We start from the raw sequence: 20,217 nt of genomic DNA, 5'->3' as shown, positions 1-20,217 counted from the left end.
AAAAAGGTGTTACACCTAAGCAACACCTTTTAAATATTAACAATTGTTAATCATTATTTCTTATGTCTAGTTTCAGATGATACAGACAATTTCTTTCTTCCTTTAGCTCTTCTACGTGCTAAAACTTTTCTTCCGTTTACAGAAGCCATTCTTTCTCTAAAACCGTGCTTATTTCTTCTCTTTCTTTTTGACGGCTGAAACGTTCTTTTTGGCATTGTCTTATATTTTTAAAAACTTATATTCTTTTTATTGTTCTAAGCTGTTCTTAAAACTGCGTGCAAATATACAAAGAGTTTTTAGTTTGCCAAACGGATTATTAAAAATATTTACAATTGTTTTTATTAACTTTGCAGCCTAAATTTTAAATTGAAAAAATGTTCAACAAAAACATAAAATTAGTTATTGCTTTTTTAATTATTGCCTACGCCATATACGAATTTACTGAAGGTTATATAGGCAATGGGATTATGTACATATTTTTATCCCTCATATTTATATTCCTATATTTTAAGAATGAATTTATTCTACTCGCCTTTTTAAAATTAAGAAAGCAAGATTTTGAAGGTGCAAAAAACTGGTTGAACAAGATTAAAAACCCTTCAAGTGCGTTAGTTAAGAAACAGGAAGGTTATTATAATTATCTCCATGGTATTATGGTAGCACAAACCGATATGAATGCTGCTGAAAAGTATTTCAAAAAAGCTATTGGTTTAGGACTGTCCATGGATCATGATTTGGCTATGGCTAAATTAAACTTAGCCGGAATTGCATTTAGCAAACGTCGCCCACAAGAAGCTCAAAAACTTCTAGCTGAAGCTCAAAAACTCGATAAAAGAGATATGCTTGCAGACCAGATTAAAATGTTCAAGCAGCAAATGAAAAAAACCAGCATACCGAAACAGCATTATGGTCAACCTACCTCTGCGCGTCAAAATAAGCGAAGCAGACGCTAAATTTTACAACAAAGGTGACCAAAGTCTGGCGAAAGACTCTTTCAGTTTAGAAAATTTTGAACGATTTTTCCAAGATTCAAAATCGATACACTCGCTATCTTTTAGATCTTCTAAAAAGTGATTCTTTAGTATTTCGCTTTGTTTTTTATTGTAGATAAGCGCATTGATTTCAAAATTAATATTAAAGCTTCTATTATCGAGATTGCAAGTTCCTATGGTTGAAAACACATCATCAACTACCATAGTTTTGGCGTGGATAAACCCTTTACAGTAACGATACACTTCAATACCTGCTTCCATTAAAGTATCTAAATATGAATTTGTCGCATTTTCTGCTACCCATGAATCAGAATTCTTCGGAATAAGTAACTTTACATCAACACCAACTTTAGAAGCAATCTGCAATGCTGATATAATTTGTGGGTTTGGAATAAAGTAAGGTGTGGTTAAATAGATATAATCTTCAGCATTATTGATAGCAGTCAAAATGGCTTCCATAATATTTGCCCAATCTGTGTCAGGACCACTTGCAGCTATCTGTACAGCGACATTTGAATTTGAATCTACTTCTGGAAAATAGATCTTCTTTATATCTAATTTAGTATCACTAACAAACTCCCATGTGGTCAAAAAATGAAACTGAAGTACTTTGACAGCCTCTCCATGAATCCTTAGATGGGTATCTCTCCAATATTTAGATTTATTAGAATTGTTTACATAATTATCAGAAACATTTATACCTCCAATATAACCAATAGTCCCATCGATAATGGCAATTTTTCTGTGATTTCTATAATTCGATTTACCTGTTAAACTTGAAAATGCTACTGGCATAAACGGAAAATGTTCTACACCGCATTCATTAAGCTGATGCTTCATGGTTGAAGACAATTTACTTCCTACATCATCATAACTCAGCTTTACCTCAATTCCGGCTTTAGCTTTTTCCGAAATAATATCAAGTAACTCTGTGCCAATGGCATCATCTTTAATGATGTAATATTCAAGATGAATGTATTGCTTCGCTTGTTTTAAATCTTCAAATAAGCGTTCAAATTTCACTTCACCATTTTTCAGAATATCAACTGAATTATCTAAAGTGAGTGGTGATTTATCGCTTGCCTTAAGCAATTTTATGAGTTTGATTTTATCATCTAAATCAATGTCGATATGATCAAACTTTTTCTCTTCAACTCTCAAGTTGTCACCTACAGATTTGATAATATTTGTATTAGCAATATCTTTTCTGTTGAAGATTTTACTCTTTCGGTATTCTTGTCCGAACAAATAATACACTATCAATCCGAAAAAAGGAAAGAACACCAATACCATGATGTAAGCAACGGTCTTTGACGGATTTATATTTTTAAGAAGAATTGTAATGACAGCAGAAACAGCCAGTAGATAATTTAAAACCAGCAATATCCACCAAACATTATCTTTGACAAATGCTATCATTTAAAGTTTTACTGAATAGTAGCCATCTTTAGGAATATCGATACTGTACTTTTTACCAGACTTATTATTTAAATGAGGTTCCCTTAACCAAGGATTATGAAGTTTTAAAATTTTATAATTGATTCCAAACTTCTTGGCAAACTGAGAAAAATCTGCAACTGCAGTATCGACTTCAACCTTGTAGGTTGGTACAGATTTGTATAAATCATCTTCTTTAAAGTTAAAGCCATAGGTATCTGGATGGTTTAAGATTTCTTTCAAAGCTACAATTCGAAAAAGATACCTACCTGTTTCTTCGCCAAGTAACAAATCGTAATAATCTGTTACGCCTTGCTCTTCTAAGCGTCTTGAAACTCCTGCATTACCAGCATTATAAGCCGCTGCAGCTAAGGTCCAAGAACCTAATTGTTCTTTAGCTTTTAATAAATATTTACAAGCGACCTCAGTTGACATTTCTAAATGGTAACGTTCGTCAACATTGTCATTAATCTCAAGACCATTTTCTCTTCCTGTAGTTTTCATGATTTGCCACACTCCTCTTGCTCCTGCTGGTGACACCGCATTTGTAAGTCCGCTTTCAATAACAGCCAAATATTTAAAATCGTCTGGAATACCATTCTTTTTTAAAATCGGTTCTATAATTGGAAAATATTTAGCTGCACGTTTAAACATTAAGAGTCCGTTAGACTGCCAGTACGTATTTACTAGCAATTCTCTATCCATTCGTTCTAAAATATCTGGATTATTCAAAGGCAAAGCTTCTCCTGCAAAATTTAAAGATTCAGGAACAGATAAAGCATAGACATTATAACTATTAGAAGGTCTGGAATCTTCTGTTGATTTTGATGTATCTGAATTATGAGTTTCTGAAGGTGCTTTCTGCATGGCAAAAATAAACAGTCCTGATACTGCAATCAAGCCAATTGTCGCTAATATATTTTTAATTGTTTTCATAATTACTTTTTTTATAAATGTATAAAATATTATGATGCCTTTCAAGGCTCTTCCAATATAAGTTTTGGTAAATTTTCATTAAACCATTTGTACTTATTTATCACCATTATATGTGTTCCACCTTTAACAACAATACAATTACCATGACAAGAATGTGTAAAAATTGCATCTTTATCACCATGGATATAAATAGCGTCGGGATTTGGTTCTTCCTGATCCCATTCAATAACGTTCTCAATAGCCCAATCTAAATAACGTTTATCGCTTACAGAAAGATATTTTTTATACAATTCAACCCGTTTGGTAACCGTTTCTCCAAAAGCATATTTTGCCAAAAAATCAATATTACTTACCAATTGAGTCGGTAAGATTTTATACGCTTTGGTAGCCTTCATAATCTTCATTCGTTTTGGCAGTTCGTGTTTTGATTTAACACTTGACACCACAAAAAGTTTTCTTAGCTTCATATACTTACTCATTTCCTGAACCAGTATTCCTCCAAAAGACACACCAAGTAAAACAACATCATTATGCTCTATTTTAGCAATCATTCGTTTAGCATAAGATTCTAAAGACTCCTTCGGTTCTGGCATCATCCATTCCAGCCAATGGATTTTAAACTGGTCCTCTGGCAGCTTGATATGTTCAAAAATTGTTGGGTTAGCAGCCATACCAGGCATGAGGTAAATATGTATGATCTCTTTGGTCATAAGTATTTATAAATCAGTTATTTTTAGTTTCTGTTAAATTTTTTGTAAATTTGTACTACAAAACTATATAAACTATAGTTTCTACCCTACCAACCATTGAATTAAATACGAATTATTATGATTGATGCAGCAGAACTGACTGACAATGATTTTTTACGTCAATTTGAACTTAAGGTTGATGATGAACTTGCTAAAATTGAATACGCTCTCCAAGATCGTAAAATTTTCTTAACAAAACTTATTATTCCAGATACCATTAACTCTGAAGGTTTTGAGGAGGAATTTTTAACTTTAGTATTCGAAAATATTGCAGAACGGAATATTAGCGTTGTACCCACAAGTCCTGAAATTGCAAAGTTTATTAGGAGACACCGCAAATACAAAAAGATGTTACCAGTTGGTATTAGAATCTAATACCAGATGAATAAATGATATAAAAAAAACCGAAGTATAAACTTCGGTTTTTTTTATAATTTGAATTCTATTATAAGTCTAATCGAATAGTCCCGTTTTCAAGAGTTATGAAAACTTCTTCTTGTGCAACTTCATCATAACCAGATAAAGTTCCAGAAAAATTGACTTCCAATCTTGAACCATTATTAACATTTGTCACAGACACAAAGTTAGTACCACTAGAAAATGCACCATAATACACCCCATTTCGCGTATAACTAAAATTATATATGGCATTAGCACCAGTATCTCCTACGAAAGTATAAAACGTAAATATACGTTCTGTTGCTCCACCAATAGTAGCAGTTATGTCTAATTCTATGTCTCCTTCGTAATTATAGCGATCCACAATAATTGAGTTAAAATTTAACTGCTGACCATCAATAGTTACTGCTAATTCTCGTTGGTTTACACCAGGATCTTGAGTATTGTTATCATCATCCTTACTACAAGAAACTGTTGCTAAAGACATTGCAACAACAAATACGCTTAAAAAAAATTTTTTCATCTTTGGTTTTGATTTTTGAATTGTTGGCAAATATACCATAAGATTTTTACTACACAATTTTGATTCACTCTTATTGTGTAATCTCATTAACAAAATCAAAACGTACCAAGCCATCCTCATCAATTTTAGTTAGTTCAACGTCATGTAACGTGTTAACTAATTCAGGATTCCAAGGCGATTTTACTTTGACATAATTTTCAGTAAATCCGTGAATATAACCTTCTTTATTTTCACCTTCAAAAAGGACCGTTCGAGTGCTTCCTAATTGATGTTCATAAAACGATCGTCTTTTTTTAGCAGATAAGCCTCTTAGCATTTTACTGCGCTTAGCGCGTTTATTTTTAGGAACAACATTATCTAACGAAGCTGCAACAGTATTATCACGCTCTGAATAGGTAAACACATGTAAATAGGAAACATCTAATTCGTTAAGAAAATTATAGGTTTCTAAAAACAAATCGTCTGTTTCCCCCGGAAACCCAACAATAACATCAACTCCAATACAGGCGTGAGGCATCGTCTCTTTTATTTTTGAAACACGATCCACATATAATTCTTTCATATAACGACGACGCATTAACTTTAAAATGTCATTACTTCCACTCTGCAACGGAATATGGAAATGAGGTACAAATGAATCACTTTCAGAAACAAATTCTATGGTTTCATTTTTAAGCAGATTCGGTTCAATAGACGAAATACGTAAGCGTTCAATACCATCAACCTGATCTAAAGCTTTAACCAATTCGTAGAAAGTATGCTTGTGTTTTTTGTTTCCAAATTCACCTTTACCATAATCGCCAATATTAACTCCAGTAAGTACAATTTCTTTTATGTTTTTTTCTGAAATCGCTTTAGCATTTTGAATGACATTATCTAAAGTATCACTTCTGGAAATTCCTCTTGCCAGCGGAATCGTACAATAGGTACATTTATAATCACAGCCATCCTGAACTTTCAAAAAAGCGCGCGTCCGATCACCAAAAGAATAACTCCCAACATAAAAATCGGCATCTTGAATCTCACAACTATGCACTTCACCCATATCATTTTTAGTGAGGTCATTAAGATAGCTTGTAATATTAAATTTTTCAGTAGCGCCTAACACCAAATCTACACCTTCAACATCTGCTAATTCTTGAGGTTTTAATTGTGCATAACAACCAACTGCTGCTACAAATGCTTCCGGATTTACTTTTTGAGTTTGTTTCACAATCGACTTAAACCGCTTATCTGCATTTTCGGTAACAGAACAGGTATTAATCACATATATATCTGCTTTGTCTTTAAAATCAACGCGTTCGAAGCCTTCCGAAGAAAAATTTCTTGCAATTGTAGATGTTTCAGAAAAGTTGAGTTTACAACCTAAGGTATAAAATGCGACTTTTTTACTCATAACTCGATTTGAATTTCCGTGAGGACAGAAATCTATTTATATTTACTTGTTTCTAATTTAGAGTGGGCAAATTTACAATTAATGAGCAATATCTTAAAACCTGTGATTAGTAAATATTCATTATTAATGATGATTATGAGTGTTTTAAGTAGTTTTTTTCTTTTTTCATGCGGAAACAACAGTAATTCTTATCAAAATCATCTTGTTTTTAAATACAATGAACATAAAAACATTGGATCCTTAGATCCTGCATTTGCAAAAGATAATGCAGACATTTGGGCCATCAATCAGTTGTTTAACGGATTGGTTCAAATGGATGAAAATTTAAATGTACAGCCTTGTATAGCTAAAGCCTGGAGTATTTCGGAAGATGCGCTCACCTACTCGTTTTCACTTCGGAATGATGTTCAGTTTCATAAGCATGAATTATTTGGAAAAGATTCAACCAGAATTGTAACAGCGAGTGACTTTGAATATAGTTTTAAACGCTTAATAGATAAAAACATAGCCTCACCTGGAAGCTGGACACTCAATAAAGTTGATCATTTTACAGCAGTTAACGATACGCTTTTCCAAATTCAGTTAAATCAGGCTTTTCCTGCGTTTCTCGGACTCCTAACTATGAAATATTGCTCTGTTGTTCCGAGGGAAATTGTGGAACATTACAAGTCAGATTTCAGATCTCATCCTATAGGAACTGGACCTTTTAAATTTAAACGATGGGAAGAAAATCTTAAGCTTATTTTTAGAAAGAACGACAACTATTTTGAGAGTGATTCCAACGGTAATCAATTGCCTTATCTTGAAGCTGTAGCCATTACGTTTTTACCTGATAAACAAAGTGAATTTTTACAATTTGCACAAGGAAATATCGATTTTGTTTCTGGCTTAGACGCCTCCTACAAAGATGAACTATTAACTGCAAATGGAAACTTAAGATCACAATATGAAACTCAAATCAACATGATTCGTGGTCCATATCTAAATACCGAATATCTGGCATTTTTTATGGAAACTGAATTACCTGAAATACAATCTGATCTACTCAGAAAAGCCATTAATTACGGATTTGATCGTCAAAAAATGATGACCTATTTGCGAAATGGCATTGGGATTCCTGCCCATGGTGGTTTTATTCCAAAAGGGCTTCCTGGATATGATGATGCTATTGGTTTTAGTTTTCAACCAGAAAAAGCCAAACAACTGGTCCAGGAATTTCAAACTGAAACTGGTATTGCAACTCCAGAAATAACCATAACAACAACCAGTAATTATTTGAGTTTTTGTGAATTTATTCAAAGAGAACTTCAAAAGATTGGCATTACTGTTAATGTAGATGTCATTCCTGCGGCAACGCTAAAAGACGCTAAGGCAAACGGAAAACTTAATCTATTTAGGGCAAGTTGGGTTGCAGATTATCCTGATGCCGAAAACTATTTATCATTGTATTACAGTAAAAACTTTGCACCTAACGGTCCGAATTACACCCATTTTAAGAGTGAAGTATTTGATCAATGGTATGAAGAAGCATTTACCATTACAGACACCAAAAAACGTGAACGATTATACACCAAAATGGATAGTCTGGTTATGGCTAAAACACCTGTTGTGCCTTTATTTTATGATGAAGTGGTAAGATTTACCAGAAAAGAGGTGTCAGGTTTAGGTATTAATCCTATTAACCTGTTAGATTTAAAGCGTGTAAAGAAAATTAAAGACTAATTTTTTAGTTATTAATTGTAAAGTAGTAAATATCATCTTCACCTTTTCCGCCTTCTCTATTAGAAGAAAAGTAACCCGATTTTCCATCAGGTAGCAATTCAAAACACATATCATCTGCTTCGCTGTTGATTGGAGCTGGCATTAATTCTGGTGTTCCAAATGTACCATCTAGCTGCATTTCTGCTCTGTATAAATCTAATCCACCTATACCTTTCGCGCGATCTGAAGAGAAATATAGTGTGTTATCAGCACTTATAAACGGAAACATTTCCTTTCTTGGTGAGTTTAATTTTACGCCTAGATTTTCAGGTTTTCCGTATTTATCGTTTCCTAAAATTTCAACTCTGAAAATATCTGTCGGACCTTTAGCACTTGGGATGTTTGATGTAAAATACAAATATTTTCCATCTGGACTTACGGAAGGATGCCCATACGAATACCGTTCATCACAAAAATGCAAAGGCTTAAAATTCATATAGCCTTTTCCTTCAACATACTCACCTCGCTCTATTCGAAGATTTCTTGTTTTATCATCGTATTTATAAACATCACCACGTTTTTTTTCATTGGTGGTCACATACATATATTTGCCATCTTTACTAAAACCAGCTGTCGAACTATTAAATACAAATCGATCTGATGACTTAAATTCTTTGGTGTTAATGATATCTCCACTTTCATTCATTTCACCATGATAGACTGTAAAAATTTGTTGGTTACCACTATTACGTTCTACAGAACCAAAACTATTGACCTTATATCTTGAATAATACACAATACCATCATTAACATGAACAACTCCATATTGGCTTAATTCATCATTAAGAGAAATGTTCTTCAAGGTATAGGTTTCATTTTGGGAGTTAACTGAAGTTGCAATAACTAAAGCCAATGTAAGTAGGTATGGTTTCATCTTATTTAAGTTTATTCGTCTTTTTTTCGCCATTGTTTTGTTTCTTCAAAAACATGCTCAAGGATAGCTTTATCAACATCAGAAAACTCAATAGCTCGTCTTGACATCACTACTTCAGCAACTTCAAATGCTTTTTTTGTAAGATAGGTTGTAAATCCTGAACTTCCGCCCCAACTAAAACTAGGCACAAAATTTCTAGGAAAACCGCTTCCAAATATATTGGCACTCACACCAACAACTGTACCAGTATTGAACATGGTATTGATACCACACTTACTATGATCTCCCATCATCAATCCACAAAACTGCAATCCTGTTTTTGCAAACCCTTGAGTTTCATAATTCCAAAGACGTACTTCTGCATAATTATTTTTCAGGTTAGAATTGTTTGTATCTGCGCCAAGGTTACACCATTCGCCTAAGACTGAATTTCCTAAAAAGCCATCGTGACCTTTATTTGAAAATCCGAAAATAACGGAATTATTCACTTCACCTCCCACTTTACTATGAGGTCCAACAGTGGTTGGTCCATAAATTTTAGCGCCTAATTTTAAAGTTGCATACTCGCAAAGAGCAAAAGGACCACGAACTAAACTTCCTTCCATAATTTCAGCATCTTTTCCTATATAGATAGGTCCAGAACTGGCGTTTAGCGTAGTAAACTCAAGTTTTGCACCTTCTTCAACAAAAATGTTTTCAGCATTAATACAGTTATTTGAATTTGGAATAGGTTGCGATGTACGATTATGAGTTAATAATTCAAAATCCTCCTGAATAGCATCACCATTCTTGGAAAAAATATCCCAAGTATGCGCTATCTTGATAAGGTCGTTATCAAATTCGATCGCTTCATAGGTCTCAAAGTTGACTTCGTCCTGAGTGTCTTTAGAATAGAATGCAATGACATCCTCATCTTTAAAAATAGCCTGATTTTCTTCAAGACTTTTAATTCTATCTACCAACTCTTTATTAGGCAAATAAGATGCATTAATCATCACATTTAAATCCATTTCCACCATAGGATACCTTTCAGAAAGATATTCTTCGGTTAAAGTTGTTGTAGTTGCTTCTAAATGCTTTTCCCATTTTTCTCTTATGGTTAAAATCCCAACTCGTATTTCGGCAACTGGTCTTGTGAATGTAAATGGTAATAAATTATTTCGTGAAGGACCATCAAAAAGAATGTAGTTCATGATTGTGATTGAAATTATAAGTTATTTCAAATGTAACGCAATTGTAGATAACAAAAAAGCCTTCGAGATAAATCCTGAAGGCTTTCAATATATAATTTTATAACGCTTATTTTTTAAATTTAGCGTATTTGTTTTTGAACTTGTCAATACGACCAGCAGTATCTACTAATTTAGATTTACCAGTGTAAAATGGATGAGATGTTCTTGAAATTTCCAATTTAACCACTGGATATTCAACACCATCAACTTCAATAGTTTCATTTGTTTCTGCTGTTGACTTTGTTAAAAACACATCGTCATTTGACATATCTTTAAATGCTACAAGTCTATAATTTTCTGGATGTATTCCTTTTTTCATCTCTTTATTCTTTAAAATCCTTACTATTTTGGAGGTGCAAATTTAAGTAATTTTTGTAAATTACCAATAATTTATTTCTTTTTTTATTCCTCTAATTGTTGTAACAAATTTAAGTAAACCAATACTAACCAATCATATCAACTAAACAATTAACTCAATTATGGAAAAAACATTAAAATCATCATCAGTAAACTATGGATTATACCTGGCCTTAGGTCTCGTTTTATATACTGTGATTTTCTACGCTTTTAATATAGAACTCTTGGTTAACTTTTGGGTAAATCTTCTCATCATGCCAATTGTAATTATTGCTTTTGGAGTTATTTCGAGTGCAAAAGCTAAAAGTCTGTTAGGAGGTTTCATGAGTTTCAAACAAGCCTTCACTGCTTATTTTATACCAATCGCAATTGGAGTAACTATTAGTACTGCTGTTACTGTGATACTTTTCAATTTTATTGATCCGGATTCTGCAGAATATTTGAAAGAGCAAGTGATAACTAAAACCCAAGCATTAATGGAACGTATGGGAGCGCCAAGTGAACAAGTTAATCTAACGCTTGCTGAAATGGAAAAACAGGATACATTTGCTTTTGGCACACAATTACGGTCTTTAGCTCAAAGCCTTATATTTTTTACTGTTATCGGATTATTAGTTGCGCTTATCATGAAGAAAAAAGATCCAAACGAAGCTTAAAAAAATTCAGTACTTTTGAATATTGAATATTTAAATCTACTTAATGAATATATCAGTAGTCATACCACTACTTAACGAACAAGACTCATTAAATGAATTACACGATTGGATTGCAAACGTTATGCAGTCCAATCGTTTTTCGTATGAAATCATCTTTATAGATGATGGTAGTACAGATGATTCTTGGTTGACAATCATGCAGCTCTCTCAAAAAAATGAGCATGTGAAAGGAATTCGTTTTCTGAAAAACTTCGGAAAATCGCAAGCATTACATGCAGGTTTTGCTAAAGCTCAAGGTGATGTTGTCATTACTATGGATGCCGATTTACAAGACAATCCTGAAGAAATTCCAGAGCTCTACCACATGATTATGGTTGAAAAATATGACTTAGTTTCTGGATGGAAGAAAAAAAGATACGATTCATTTCTCTCAAAAAATATGCCTTCCAAACTGTTCAATTGGGCAGCAAGAAAAACATCTGGGGTTAAACTTAACGATTTTAATTGTGGTTTAAAAGCCTATAACAACAAAGTGGTTAAAAACATTGAAGTGAGTGGCGAGATGCATCGCTACATTCCTGTATTGGCTAAAAATGCAGGGTTTTCAAATATTGGAGAGAAAATTGTAAAGCATCAAGCAAGAAAATATGGGGAAACAAAATTTGGCATGGATCGCTTTATCAATGGATTTTTAGATTTGATAACCATCTGGTTTATTTCAAGATTCGGCAAACGACCAATGCATCTCTTTGGTGCTTTGGGTGTATTAATGTTTGCCATTGGTTTTGCCTTTGCCCTATATCTTGGTATTGATAAATTATTCTTAAATCCAAGTGGAAGGCTCATCACCCAACGACCTCAATTTTACATTGCGTTATCTACAATGATTATTGGTACACAATTTTTCGTTGCAGGTTTCTTAGGAGAAATTATTTTGAGAACAAAAGAAAACAAACATCGCTACTTGATTAAACAAGAGTTAAACTTGTAATACAATACCAAATTTAATATCAAATTTGCAAAGAACACATTTTGAAATTCTTACTTTTGCAGCATACATTTTAAATCATGAAACACATAGATCCTCAACTTTTAGAACGTGTAAACTCCTGGTTAACACCTACTTTCGATAATGACACCAAAACGTACATAAAAAACCTAATCGCTAACGATACTAAAGAACTACAGGAAAGCTTTTACAAAGATCTGGAGTTTGGAACTGGTGGAATGCGAGGCGTCATGGGTATTGGAACCAACAGAATCAATAAATTCACACTTGGTAAAAACACACAAGGCCTGAGTAATTATTTACACCAGCAATTTCCTTCTGAAGAGATTAAAGTTGCTATTGCTTTCGATTGCAGACATAATAGTAAAACCTTAGCTAAAGTGGTTGCTGATGTGTTTTCAGCTAACGGAATTAAAGTGTTTCTTTTTGAAGATTTGCGTCCAACACCAGAATTATCGTTCGCATTAAAACATTTAAATTGCCATTGTGGCATTGTTTTAACAGCTTCTCATAATCCTCCAGAATACAATGGATATAAAGTCTATTGGCAAGATGGCGGACAATTAGTGCCTCCACAAGATGCTGAAATTATTGCTGAGATTAATCGTTTAGACTATTCTGAAATTAAATTTGAAGCAAACGAAAGTTTAATCCAATATATAGGAAAAGATATTGACGATGTATTCATCAATGAATCTATAAAAAACGGAAGTTTCAACACCTCAGCTGAAGCAAAGAAAAATCTGAATATTGTTTTCACGTCTTTACATGGAACCTCTATTACAGCTATTCCAGAAACTTTAAAACGAGCTGGTTATACCAAGGTTCATATTGTTGAAGAACAACGCGAACCTAATGGAGATTTTCCAACTGTAAAATCACCAAATCCAGAAGAACCTGAAGCGCTAAAAATGGCTATTGAACTTGCCGAAAGAGTAGATGGTGATATTGTAATTGGTACTGATCCGGATTGTGATCGTTTAGGAGTCGTAGTTAGAAACCTCGAAGGCGAATTAGTTATTCTTAATGGTAATCAAACCATGATTCTAATGACTAATTTTCTATTAAAACAATGGCAAAAGAACAACAAAATTAATGGAAATCAATTCGTAGGTTCTACTATTGTATCTACGCCAATGATGTCTGTTCTAACCAAAGCTTATCATGTAGAATGTAAAATTGGTCTGACCGGTTTTAAATGGATTGCTAAAATGATTAAAGACTTTCCAACTATGGATTTTATAGGTGGTGGCGAAGAAAGTTTCGGATTCATGGTTGGTGATTTTGTGAGAGATAAAGATGCTGTAACTTCTACACTGCTTGCTTGCGAAATTGCAGCGCAGGCTAAAGAAAAAGGTATTTCAGTTTACAAAGAATTAATTGAATTGTATATCGAGCATGGTTTTTACAAAGAACGATTGGTATCTCTTACCAAAAAAGGTATTGAAGGCGCACAGGAAATTAAACAAATGATGGTTGATGCTCGCGAAAATCCTTTAGAAGAAGTTAACGGTTCTAAGGTTATTCGAGTTGAAGATTATCAGCTCTCAATTATTAAAGATTTTACCACAGGAAAAGAGTCAGTAATTGATATTCCAAAATCTAATGTTTTAATATACTATACTGAAGATGGAAGTAAAATTGCATTGCGTCCTAGTGGTACTGAACCTAAAATAAAATTCTATATCAGCGTAAATACCTCATTAGCCAATATGGCAGCTTTTCAATTAACGGAACAAAAATTGGAAACTAGAATTGATGCCATATTAAAAGATATGAAACTAAATTAATGGGTCACTTTGTAAATATACTGCGGTATGCAAAACCGTATAAATCTTATGCCTTAGGGCACATCATTTCTAATGTGTTTTTTGCATTATTCGGCACCTTATCATTTATAGCCTTAAAACCTATGCTTGATGTCATTTTTGGTAATGGCAAAGTACCTCCTTCTCAAAAACCTACATGGTCTGGCATTATGGAGATTGGTGGTTATGTGGAAGATTATTTAGCCTTTCAAATGAATAATTTTACTGGTGGCGACAATTCTAAAGCGCTTCTTTTTGTGATTGGCTTGATTATTTTTATGTTTTTATTGAAAAATATTTCAGGCTATTTAGCCAATTACTTTTTAGTGTTTTTGAGAAATGGTGTCATTAGAGACATTAGAAATGCTGTATATAAGAAGACAGTAGATTTACCATTGTCCTATTTCTCAGAACAGCGTAAAGGTGATATCATGGCAAGAGTGACCAATGATGTTTCTACTTTGCAATATTCCTTTCTACCTGTCTTAGAACTAATTGTAAGAGAACCATTAACCATTATTTTCACCATAACAGCAATGCTGATCATCAGTACAAAACTGACGCTCTTTGTTTTTATATTTATTCCATTAACTGGTATTATTATTTCTAAAATTGGTAAAAGCTTAAAACGGAAATCTGATCGTGTCCAAAAAGAACAAGGCGTTTTATTATCTGCGCTCGAAGAAACATTAACGGGTTTACGAATCATTAAAGGATTCAATGCTGAAGACAAATTTTACGAACGATTTAGTGATTCGACGTCTCGATTTTATCATTTTTCAAATAAGTTATTAAATCGCCAGAATTTAGCCTCACCGATGAGTGAATTTTTAGGCATATTAGTCATTGCAGTGCTATTATGGTATGGAGGCAATTTAGTATTGAGTAATGATCCTAACCTTGAGTTAGACAGCAGTAGTTTTTTAATTTACATGGGATTAGCTTATAATGTACTTACTCCAGCTAAAGCAATTTCTAGAGGTTTATATAATATTAAACAAGGAAGTTCTGCTGCTGAACGAATTCAGGAAATTCTTGATACTGAAAATCCGTTAAGAGATAAGCCAGATGCCATTGCTAAAACAGATTTTAATGATCTTGTTTTATTTGATAACATATCCTTTAAATACAAAGATGATTTTGTCTTGAAAAATTTTACGCTAAAAATTCCAAAGGGAAAATCTGTAGCTCTCGTCGGACAATCTGGTAGTGGTAAAAGTACGATTGCTAATTTGATAACGCGATTTTACGATGTGAATAAAGGAACAATATCGATTGACGGAATTAACATTAAAGATTTAAAAATTAAATCTCTTAGAAGTCAGTTAGGTATTGTGACTCAGGATGCCATTCTCTTTAATGACACCATTAAAAATAATATGTTATTAGGCGAAATCGTGGCAACAGACGACGAAATTATTGAAGCACTCAAAGTAGCCAATGCTTGGGAGTTTGTAAAAGACTTAAAAGGTGGTATCGAATATAACATTGGAGACGCTGGAACTAAACTTTCAGGTGGACAAAAACAACGACTTAGTATCGCTAGAGCTGTTTTAAAGAATCCTCCAATTATGATTTTAGATGAAGCAACTTCTGCCCTTGATACAGAAAGCGAACGCTTGGTTCAGGATGCGTTAGATAAAATGATGAAAAACAGAACATCTATTGTTATTGCTCACAGACTTTCAACAATTCAAAATGCTGACGAAATCATTGTGATGCAAAAAGGTGAAATCGCTGAACAAGGCACTCACAATGAACTCATAGCCAAAAATGGAGTTTATAAGAAACTTGTTGATATGCAAAGTTTCGAGTAAATATATAACTCTATTGTACAAATCAGAAAAGGACGCAACATAAGTTGCGTCCTTTTCATTTCTATTACCAGATTTGGGGACACTGGTAATATATTTGTAGGTTAAGCTGAAGCAAACATAGAATAAATAATTGGTACAAACAAGAAAAATATGTATTTCATCGTATTTTTAATACACTTAATCGATTAAAAACCTCATAACTATTTATATATCAACTAATTAATTTATAAATATTTTTTCATTAAACTTTTACTATTTTCATAGGTCTAAATAAAAAATGAATTCTTGAAAGAAGAGGAAGACTTTATTAAGCGATTAAATTCCGAAGAAACTAAAGACGTTGCATTTAAAGAGTTACTACAACTTTATAAAGAACGCTTGTATTGGCATATTCGCCATATTGTGAAATCGCATGATGATGCAGACGATGTGCTTCAGAATACCTTCATCAAAATTTACAAAAGCATTCATAACTTTAAAGGTGATAGCAAATTATATTCTTGGATGTATCGCATTGCAACTAACGAATCGATTACCTTCATTAATAAGAATTCTAAACGTATGCAGCTATCTTCTGAAGACTATCAAAATCAGGCCATCAATAATTTAAAAGCCGATGTTTATTTTGAAGGTGAAGATATAAAACTTCAACTGCAAAAAGCGATTGCAACTTTACCAGAAAAACAACAACTCGTATTTAATATGCGATATTTTGAAGATATAAAATATAAAGAAATGGCTGAGATTTTAGAAACCAGTGAAGGTGCATTAAAAGCATCTTACCATATTGCTGTAAAGAAAATAGAAGCTATTTTGACAAAAGATTAAACGTTTCAGTAGAAAAATAGTCTTATATTAAAAGAGATTTTCGTTTAAGACGGATTTAAAAAAATGAAAAAGAGCAAATTAGAACATATTAAAACTTCAGGATTTACAACTCCAAAGGATTACTTTTCAACAGTGGAAGAGCAAATCCTTAATGAAACTTCCCTAAAAAATAAGGTTGATAAAGCTGGTTTTGTGGTTCCTGACAAATACTTTGATACTGTAGATCAAGACATTCTAAATCGCTTAGAAAATGACACACCAGTCATTAATTTAAGATCGAGACGCACCTTTTACTATGTCGCTGGAATCGCTGCTTCCTTAGTGTTGATGCTTAATGTATTTTATACTTCGGAAACCATAACTATTAATGATGTTGAAACCGCTTCTATAGAAAATTATTTAGAAGATAGCGATTACACCAGTTACGAATTAGCAGCACTTTTAACCGAGGACGAACTCAATTCGTTTAATTTAATAAACACAGAAATATCGGAAGCTTCCATTGAAGATTATCTTTTAAATCACGTGACAATTGAAGACTTAATCATAGAATGAACACCATGAAAAAAATATTTATAACCTTATTATTTGTGACCTTGACGTTTAGTTCTTTTGCGCAAAAAGGCGAACGTAAAGAACGCATCAAAGCATTAAAAGTTGCGCTAATTACTGAAAAGTTAGAACTCACCGAAACAGAAGCTCAAAAGTTCTGGCCTATATACAATGCGCATGAAAATGAGATGGAAATGCTTCGGATAAATGGTCGCGAAAAGCGCAGGAATATTAACTTAGAAACAATTTCTGAAAGCGAAGCCCAAATTGCTTTACAAGATTTATTGGCTTTTGAAAAAGAACAGCATGAACTCAGAGCCGATTTAGTTGAGAGCTTATTGACAGTCATTCCTGCAAAAAAAATCATTCTCTTAAAAGTTGTTGAAGATCAATTTAAAAGAAGTATGCTTGAGGAATTGAAAAAGCGACGAGAGAATTTTAAAAAGAATTAAGTTTATACGCTTCAAACAAATGTTATTTAATAGAAAAACTCCAAGATGATATATCAAGGAGTTTTTCAGTTTAATGAAAAAACTATTAATCAATAATTCTATTATTTCATCTAAAAAAATTAATTTTTTACCACTTTCAACACTTCACTTTTATTAATATTTACCATGTAAATTCCTTTAGAATATGACGATAAATCTAATTCTATCTGATTTGCATTTTGAAAGCTATTTTGAAATAATAATTGCCCTTGAATATTGTAAATCGCTACAGAATCGATATTAAATTTAGAGTTTTCAATAACAAAAATTCCATGTGTTGGATTAGGATATAATTTTAAACTATTACCAAATTGATATTCTTCAACCGATAATGATTCGTTATTGGTTCCAAACGTTGGTGCTTGAATCACAAAATCTCCTGTTCCATTAGGCACGCGTGCATAACCCATATCTTCAATTTGTTCTCCAAATGTGATATCTTCTATAATAGTTCCGTCTGCATATGATAAAATAGCACTTTCACCTCCAGCCGAAAATTTAAGGTCTGCATGCAATCCTACCTGATCTTCATCTTTATCACACCAAACAATTAGGTATTCATTTGGCGCAATGGTAATTCCGGAAGGAAATTGCCAAGCCAGTAAGTCGGTTGGATCATCTGATAAGTATAAATTATCCAAGCTAACGGTTTGAGATGAGTTATTGTATAGTTCTAGCCAGTCATCATATTCTCCATCCTGATCTACTGCAGTAGTGGTGTTAGATGCCATAATTTCATTAATGACTAAATCTCCGACGTTTAGAGTAGCATAAGTTGCATCTATTTCATAGAATTCATGCTCTGCTCTGGCAGGTGAAAACGCTCCAATATTATTGTTTTCAGCATAAATATAGTATTGCGTATAAACATCGGTAATTGCTAAATCTACACCATAAACACCATCATTAGCACTTCCATCATTATGATTTCCATCATCAAACATAAGTATTTTAGTAAATGGCTCATGCTGATCACTTCTGAATCCTAAAAACACAGCGTCAGTATTGGTGTTATCCACGTTACTTGTAATACTGATTGTAGTGCCAATTTCCGGAGTAGAATTAGATTCTGAAACATTACTTATTGAAGGTTGTGTAACCGTGAAATCAGATAAAGCTGAAAGATAACTTCCTCTTGCATTCATTAAGTTTGTTAAACCAGAAGCTGTATTCATACCTAAGCTATAATCTGTATTGATGTTTCCAACAAATTGAGCGTACGTATAAAATTTATTCGTGTCAGCTTGTACCGAAAGATCTACAATATTTTGATAATCATTAGCTAAAGTTAGGTAATTAGAGTTTGTGATTTGCTCTGTTAAAATCGTTTTGTAGTGCGCTAAATACATTTTCTTATATCTGGGAACCGCTAATAGTTTAGACATTAAAGGAAAATTGTTATCGGTATCATGTAATAAGTGATCCATTTGCGCTTTTTGAGTTGTCGTGTTTAAGTTTCCTCCTCCTGGACCTGGTCCTCCTCCACTTGACCCTGTCATAGAAAATGTACCAAAAGACATGTTTAAATCCCAAACAACAGGACTAAAGCGTCCGTTATCACCTTTGTACAAATAGTAGTTTTGTTTAAACTGTCCGATATAGCTGTCTAAATTCACCAAAACATTATCAAAAGCTAACATCCATAGAGCTCTATCGACATCTAGAACAGTTTCTATATTTGCAATATCATTGTTAAGAATGTATGTTAACTCGATTAAATCATCCCAATGTGCTTCAGCTATTGTTGGATCTGTGTCGTCATCAGATTTAATTTCATAAGCATCATCATAGCTTGAACTATTGGTTCCTAAATACACCAAATTAGGCAAATTAGTAGATTGTGGTCCAGCACCATCTGGAGGACTACAACTAAAAAAAGCATTGTCGTTTGATCCAAAATGATTATTGACAAACTTTTTAGAAATAGATTCTACATTGGTGTATAGCCCAATAAGAGTTCCGTTAACATAAACATTAGCATAATTAGAGCGTGGTGCATGCATGTAGTTTCGTACAATATCATAAGCAACAGTTTCACGAACAAATGATGGGTCGAAAATAACGTTAGATAATTTTAAATCTGTCGTTCCTTCATAGTTTTGATCTACATAGGTATCTAATTCAATATGAAACGGGTTTTTGGTTTGATTGGCATTGTAAGAACTATTTCCTTTGTACTTCACGCCTACTTGATTAAAAACGGTTCCGTTAATAGTTACTGAAGTTGCTTCAGTATAATTATTGTCACCAGCTTTTTCTGCATCTAAAAGTGCATCCCAATTGCTTTGAGCAAATACGATCTCAATGGTTTGAATAGTATTAATATCATACAAATCTTGTGCATAAATACTACTAGTAAATAGTGATACTAATAAAATTGTAATTGTTTTTTTCATTTGA

The 20,217-nt window shown here is 33.0% G+C and carries 20 protein-coding genes; 10 read left to right on the top strand and 10 right to left on the bottom strand.

From position 1 onward, the window contains the following. Positions 1-53: 53 nt before the first annotated feature. Positions 54-215 carry a 50S ribosomal protein L34 gene (gene rpmH / locus TD18_RS13370; RefSeq protein WP_033961596.1) on the bottom strand — a complete coding sequence of 54 codons (162 nt, stop codon included), beginning with the start codon at positions 213-215 and terminating at the stop codon, positions 54-56. Positions 216-374: 159 nt separating this feature from the next. Here rpmH and TD18_RS13365 point away from each other — a divergent pair, with 159 nt between their 5' ends. Beyond that, on the top strand, positions 375-953 hold the full coding sequence (locus tag TD18_RS13365; RefSeq protein WP_040253507.1) for a hypothetical protein: 579 nt from the start codon (positions 375-377) through the stop codon (positions 951-953). Positions 954-956: 3 nt separating this feature from the next. On the opposite strand, the gene cls is transcribed toward TD18_RS13365, so the two are convergent. The 3 genes from cls to TD18_RS13350 are packed head-to-tail and all read right to left on the bottom strand — an operon-like array spanning position 957 to position 4,075. Then, positions 957-2,411, bottom strand: a complete 1,455-nt coding sequence (cls, locus tag TD18_RS13360) for a cardiolipin synthase (protein ID WP_040253505.1) — start codon at positions 2,409-2,411, stop codon at positions 957-959. Continuing rightward, positions 2,412-3,365: a lytic transglycosylase domain-containing protein gene (locus TD18_RS13355; RefSeq protein WP_040253503.1), complete on the bottom strand. Its 954-nt coding sequence runs from the start codon at positions 3,363-3,365 to the stop codon at positions 2,412-2,414. Positions 3,366-3,406: 41 nt separating this feature from the next. Next, the gene (locus TD18_RS13350) at positions 3,407-4,075 is read right to left on the bottom strand and encodes an alpha/beta hydrolase (RefSeq protein WP_040253501.1); all 669 of its coding nucleotides are present in this window, start codon (positions 4,073-4,075) and stop codon (positions 3,407-3,409) included. A gap of 117 nt (positions 4,076-4,192) precedes the next feature. Between TD18_RS13350 and TD18_RS13345 the strand changes: the two genes are divergently transcribed. Next, positions 4,193-4,489, top strand: a complete 297-nt coding sequence (locus tag TD18_RS13345) for a GNAT family N-acetyltransferase (protein ID WP_174435326.1) — start codon at positions 4,193-4,195, stop codon at positions 4,487-4,489. 70 nt (positions 4,490-4,559) lie between these two features. Here the strand turns inward: TD18_RS13345 and TD18_RS13340 are convergent, their stop codons facing one another. Both TD18_RS13340 and mtaB read right to left on the bottom strand, forming a co-directional pair. After that, positions 4,560-5,036 (bottom strand): hypothetical protein, encoded by a 477-nt coding sequence (locus TD18_RS13340; RefSeq protein WP_152611382.1) that lies wholly within the window; start codon positions 5,034-5,036, stop codon positions 4,560-4,562. A 70-nt stretch (positions 5,037-5,106) separates the two neighbouring features. Then, entirely contained in the window at positions 5,107-6,432 is a 1,326-nt protein-coding gene (gene mtaB, locus TD18_RS13335) for a tRNA (N(6)-L-threonylcarbamoyladenosine(37)-C(2))-methylthiotransferase MtaB (protein ID WP_040253498.1), read from the bottom strand. 81 nt (positions 6,433-6,513) lie between these two features. On the opposite strand from mtaB, the gene TD18_RS13330 reads away from it, so the two are divergent. Further along, on the top strand, positions 6,514-8,154 hold the full coding sequence (locus tag TD18_RS13330; RefSeq protein ID WP_241480678.1) for an ABC transporter substrate-binding protein: 1,641 nt from the start codon (positions 6,514-6,516) through the stop codon (positions 8,152-8,154). A gap of 4 nt (positions 8,155-8,158) precedes the next feature. On the opposite strand, the gene TD18_RS13325 is transcribed toward TD18_RS13330, so the two are convergent. From TD18_RS13325 to TD18_RS13315, 3 genes are all read right to left on the bottom strand, one after another. Continuing rightward, the gene (locus TD18_RS13325) at positions 8,159-9,067 is read right to left on the bottom strand and encodes a TolB family protein (protein WP_160289470.1); all 909 of its coding nucleotides are present in this window, start codon (positions 9,065-9,067) and stop codon (positions 8,159-8,161) included. Positions 9,068-9,078: 11 nt separating this feature from the next. After that, positions 9,079-10,260, bottom strand: coding sequence for a GlmU family protein (locus tag TD18_RS13320; protein ID WP_040253496.1), 1,182 nt, complete (start codon positions 10,258-10,260; stop codon positions 9,079-9,081). A gap of 106 nt (positions 10,261-10,366) precedes the next feature. Continuing rightward, on the bottom strand, positions 10,367-10,618 hold the full coding sequence (locus TD18_RS13315) for a type B 50S ribosomal protein L31 (protein ID WP_040253494.1): 252 nt from the start codon (positions 10,616-10,618) through the stop codon (positions 10,367-10,369). 160 nt (positions 10,619-10,778) lie between these two features. Here TD18_RS13315 and TD18_RS13310 point away from each other — a divergent pair, with 160 nt between their 5' ends. The 7 genes from TD18_RS13310 to TD18_RS13280 all read left to right on the top strand — a co-directional run bounded on the left by TD18_RS13310 (position 10,779) and on the right by TD18_RS13280 (position 17,778). Continuing rightward, the gene (locus TD18_RS13310) at positions 10,779-11,312 is read left to right on the top strand and encodes a DUF4199 domain-containing protein (RefSeq protein ID WP_040253493.1); all 534 of its coding nucleotides are present in this window, start codon (positions 10,779-10,781) and stop codon (positions 11,310-11,312) included. A gap of 43 nt (positions 11,313-11,355) precedes the next feature. Further along, positions 11,356-12,303: a glycosyltransferase family 2 protein gene (locus TD18_RS13305; protein ID WP_040253491.1), complete on the top strand. Its 948-nt coding sequence runs from the start codon at positions 11,356-11,358 to the stop codon at positions 12,301-12,303. Positions 12,304-12,380: 77 nt separating this feature from the next. After that, positions 12,381-14,111 carry a phospho-sugar mutase gene (locus TD18_RS13300; protein WP_040253489.1) on the top strand — a complete coding sequence of 577 codons (1,731 nt, stop codon included), beginning with the start codon at positions 12,381-12,383 and terminating at the stop codon, positions 14,109-14,111. Then, the gene (locus tag TD18_RS13295; protein WP_040253486.1) at positions 14,111-15,946 is read left to right on the top strand and encodes an ABC transporter ATP-binding protein; all 1,836 of its coding nucleotides are present in this window, start codon (positions 14,111-14,113) and stop codon (positions 15,944-15,946) included. Before TD18_RS13300 ends, TD18_RS13295 begins: the two co-directional genes overlap by 1 nt. A 285-nt stretch (positions 15,947-16,231) precedes the next feature. After that, on the top strand, positions 16,232-16,774 hold the full coding sequence (locus tag TD18_RS13290; protein ID WP_040253484.1) for an RNA polymerase sigma factor: 543 nt from the start codon (positions 16,232-16,234) through the stop codon (positions 16,772-16,774). A gap of 63 nt (positions 16,775-16,837) precedes the next feature. Beyond that, positions 16,838-17,329 (top strand): hypothetical protein, encoded by a 492-nt coding sequence (locus TD18_RS13285; protein ID WP_040253482.1) that lies wholly within the window; start codon positions 16,838-16,840, stop codon positions 17,327-17,329. A 5-nt stretch (positions 17,330-17,334) separates the two neighbouring features. Then, on the top strand, positions 17,335-17,778 hold the full coding sequence (locus TD18_RS13280) for a hypothetical protein (protein WP_040254009.1): 444 nt from the start codon (positions 17,335-17,337) through the stop codon (positions 17,776-17,778). 119 nt (positions 17,779-17,897) lie between these two features. On the opposite strand, the gene TD18_RS13275 is transcribed toward TD18_RS13280, so the two are convergent. Then, positions 17,898-20,213, bottom strand: a complete 2,316-nt coding sequence (locus TD18_RS13275; protein ID WP_040253480.1) for a CotH kinase family protein — start codon at positions 20,211-20,213, stop codon at positions 17,898-17,900. Between the last annotated feature and the right edge of the window lie 4 nt (positions 20,214-20,217).

The sequence above is a fragment of the Psychroserpens mesophilus genome (genome assembly GCF_000826645.1).
Classification (GTDB): Bacteria; Bacteroidota; Bacteroidia; order Flavobacteriales; family Flavobacteriaceae; genus Psychroserpens; species Psychroserpens mesophilus.
The sequence above is the reverse complement of the archived record's forward strand: the minus strand, read 5'-3'. Positions and strand labels throughout refer to the sequence as shown.